Below are 2901 nucleotides of genomic sequence, written 5' to 3'. Positions count from 1 at the left end.
GCTTCGGCCGGATCGACAGCTTCCAGGTCGAGAATGTGCCGTTCGAAAAGGTCGACCTGCGTTTTCATCCGATCGTTGGCATCGGAAACCCGCTTCTGGACGATGCCGGTCTCGGATTGAAGCTGGCCAATGCCGCTCAGCGCTTCGCCAACCAATGTGGTGGAGCGGCTGACAACCGTATTCTTCGCCGCCTGGCTGATGTTGCTGGACATCAGGCTGCTGACCATGGCTGCCGCCATTGCGAGCTTCTGGATGCCGGCGCTGTTGGCGCTGGTCGACGTCGGTGTGGTTTCGTTGAGTGCGATGCGGCTGACGATCTGCTGGTCGGTGGCGTTCGACCAGTTGCCCTGCCAACCAGCGCCCGTGAACTGCGGGGCGACATCATTGGTGATGAAATCGTCCATCTGGGCAGCCGTGATGTCGGCCGCGAGCGGATCATCCTGGGTGAAGCCGAAATTGGCGACGAAAGCGGCGTCGAATGCCGCCTTGGCGGGGGAGCCGGCAGCTGTGAAGTCGTTGATTGGCTTGACGTCGGTGTTGGTGCCGGCGAACAGGTATTCGCCATTGACGCTGGTGTTGAGGATCGAGGTCAGCTGCTGGATGGTCGCCTTGCCGGAGGATTGGGTGAGGCTGTTGGACGAGTCGCTTGAGGAGGCGGTGGTCAGGGCGGACAGGAACGTCTGAGCGGCGGTCGAGAGTTGACCAAGCGAGGTCTGCGTCGAGGAGAGCCGGGCGCCGACCAGGCCGTTGGAATCGATGATGACGTTGAGCCGGTCAAGATCGCGCTGGAAAGTGACGGCCTGGGTGGTGCGCCCGCCGAGAGCCAGGCCGACGTCGGCGACCCTGCCCGTCGAGGATTCTTTCGTGGCTTTGACGAGTTCGGCCTGCATGCGCATCTGCTGGGAGCGCATGGCATTGGAGATTGCGGCCGAGGAGACTGAAGTCATGGAATTATCCCACCGCGTTGAGCAAGGCCGTCATCATGTCGTCGACGGTTTTCATCATCCGGGCCGATGCCTGGTAGGTGTGTTCGAGGTCGAGCAGCAGCGACATTTCCTGGTCGACATTGACCCCGGTCGCGTTGGACAGCGCCTCGGCGCTGCGCGACGCCAGTGCTTCCTTGGCGTCGGAGGCGGTCGAAGCCTGCTGGCGCACGCCCTCGAACCAGCCGATCGAACTGGCGGCGTAGTCGGACACGCTGGACGTTGCCGAAACCCCGGCGGCGGGGTCGAAAGTCATCGGCTGGTCGAGCCGGTCGCCATAGGCAACCAGAAGGGTGGAATAGGATGCGCCACCGCCCGTGTTGGCGACGTAGGCCGCACCGTTGGCTCCGCCGTCGCGCAGCAGCATCGGGTTGCCGCCGGTGCTCGGGTCCATCGCTGCATTGACGCTGATGGACGCGGCAAGGCCGTTGACCAGCGTGCCGGCGGCCGGCACGGCCGGCGCACCAGACCAGGTGAACAGGCCGGCGGCGTTGGCCATCGAGGGTGCGGTCTCGGCAAAGGCTGTGATCAGGCCACGCGCGGTCTCGTCGAGCTGGCTCTGCATGGTCGAGGCGACGCCGTCACGCAATTGCAGCAGGCCGGCAAGCGTGCCGCTGGCGCTGGTGTTGCCACCAGCTCCCGCCGAGATCGGCACATTGTCGATGTAGACGGCATTGCCGGCGGCACCCGCGGTATAGCCTGCCGACGCCGCGAAGGTGACCGTGCGCGGTATCGTCTCGAACAAGGTCGTGCCGTCGCCGGTGGTGATGACCATGTCATTGTCGCCTCGCGTGAAGGTCGACACCGGGACATAGTTCGAAATCTTCTTCAAAAGCGCATCGCGCTGGTCGAGCGCATCGGAAACGTCGGTGCCGGAACGGGTTCCGGACATGACGGCCGTGTTGGCATCCTGGAATTGGCCGAGCAGCGAGTTCAGGTCGTCGACGGCGGTGGCAATCTGACCGTCGGTCTGGGTGCGGAAATCCTGGACTGCCTTGGAGCCCTCATTGAGCGAGCGCACGACCTGTTTGGCGGCGTCGATGACGGAGGCGCCGAGGTTCTGATTCGACGGCGAGGTGGCGTAGAGCTGCAGCGCCTGCTGCAGGTTGGCGATCGCAGTCGAGGGCGAGGACGCATTGTCGACGCCATTGACCGCAACACCCAACTGATCCATGCCGTTGTAGAGAGCGTTCTGGCCGCTCCAGGCCGATAGCGCGGCGAGATTCTGGCGAAACAGAAGCTCGTTGGCTGCGCGCTGGATATCGACCGAGCGCGCACCCGGCGCCGTGCTGGTGACGACGGCCTGGCGCCGCGAATAGTCCGGGTTGGAGGCGTCGGCGACATTGCGCGAGACAACGCTGGTCTGTCGCGCGGTGTTCATAAGCGCCGACTGGGCGATACTCAATGCGGTAGACAGTGACATGCGGGTCTTTCGCGGGCGACGCCCGTCTTATCTCTTCAGGTTGACAAGGACGTCCATCAGATCGGAACCGGTCTGGAAGACTTTCGAATTGGCGGTGTAGCTGCGCTGTGCCGCGATCATGTTGGTCAGTTCTTCGGCGATATCGACGTTGGAATTCTCGAGCGCGCCGGAGATGATGGAGCCGAGCTTGCCTTCATTGGCAAAGCCGACACGAACCGCGCCGGACTCGGTGCCCTGCGAATAGACGTTGCCAGGCAGCGCCTTGAGCTGGTCCGGGCTCTGTACGTCGGCCAGCGGGATCTTGTAGAGCGGCTTGGTCGAGCCGTCCTTGTACTGGGCGTAGATGGTGCCGTCCTTGCTGATCTGGACCTTGTCGATGGTGCTCGGTGCGTTGCCGTTGACCTGGGCGTCGGAAACCGTGAAGCCGGTGCCAAGCTGGGTCAGCGCCGACAGATCGAGATTGAGGGTGGCGCCGTTCGGCACGGTAAATGAAAC

At 63.6% G+C, this 2901-nt stretch carries 3 protein-coding genes; all 3 read right to left on the bottom strand.

Features of this window, described 5'->3' with window-relative positions; genetic code table 11:
* Positions 1–947, bottom strand: a 947-nt coding sequence (locus tag EN994_RS25365) for a flagellar hook-associated family protein (protein ID WP_127307898.1), incomplete at its 3' end; no start/stop codon positions are given.
* 4 nt (positions 948–951) lie between these two features.
* Positions 952–2406 carry a flagellar hook-associated protein FlgK gene (gene flgK / locus EN994_RS25360; protein ID WP_063168925.1) on the bottom strand — a complete coding sequence of 485 codons (1455 nt, stop codon included), beginning with the start codon at positions 2404–2406 and terminating at the stop codon, positions 952–954.
* Positions 2407–2433: 27 nt separating this feature from the next.
* Positions 2434–2901, bottom strand: a 468-nt coding sequence (locus tag EN994_RS25355; RefSeq protein WP_127307897.1) for a flagellar hook-basal body complex protein, incomplete at its 5' end; no start/stop codon positions are given.

The organism is Mesorhizobium sp. M7A.F.Ca.CA.002.09.1.1 (assembly GCF_003998555.1).
Classification (GTDB): Bacteria; Pseudomonadota; Alphaproteobacteria; order Rhizobiales; family Rhizobiaceae; genus Mesorhizobium; species Mesorhizobium ciceri.
This window is presented reverse-complemented; position numbering and strand designations above follow the sequence as displayed.